The organism is Paenibacillus sp. J45TS6 (assembly GCF_018403285.1).
Taxonomy (GTDB): domain Bacteria; phylum Bacillota; class Bacilli; order Paenibacillales; family Paenibacillaceae; genus Paenibacillus.
Genome location: NZ_BOSJ01000112.1, coordinates 1 through 255, shown reverse-complemented (window position 1 = coordinate 255; position 255 = coordinate 1). Strand labels below are relative to the sequence as shown.

The following is a 255-nucleotide window of genomic DNA, read 5'->3' as shown; positions in this document are numbered from 1 at the left end:
GCAAGTCGAGCGGAGTCAATGAGAAGCTTGCTTCTCTGAGACTTAGCGGCGGACGGGTGAGTAACACGTAGGCAACCTGCCCATAAGACTGGGATAACTACCGGAAACGGTAGCTAATACCGGATAGTTTCTTCTCTCGCATGAGAGAAGAAAGAAAGACGGAGTAATCTGTCACTTATGGATGGGCCTGCGGCGCATTAGCTAGTTGGTGGGGTAAAGGCCTACCAAGGCGACGATGCGTAGCCGACCTGAGAG

Annotated in this window: 1 rRNA gene; it reads left to right on the top strand. The window is 52.5% G+C overall.

The window, feature by feature from the left end:
• A 16S ribosomal RNA gene (locus tag KJS58_RS25250) occupies positions 1-255 on the top strand; the annotation flags it as partial.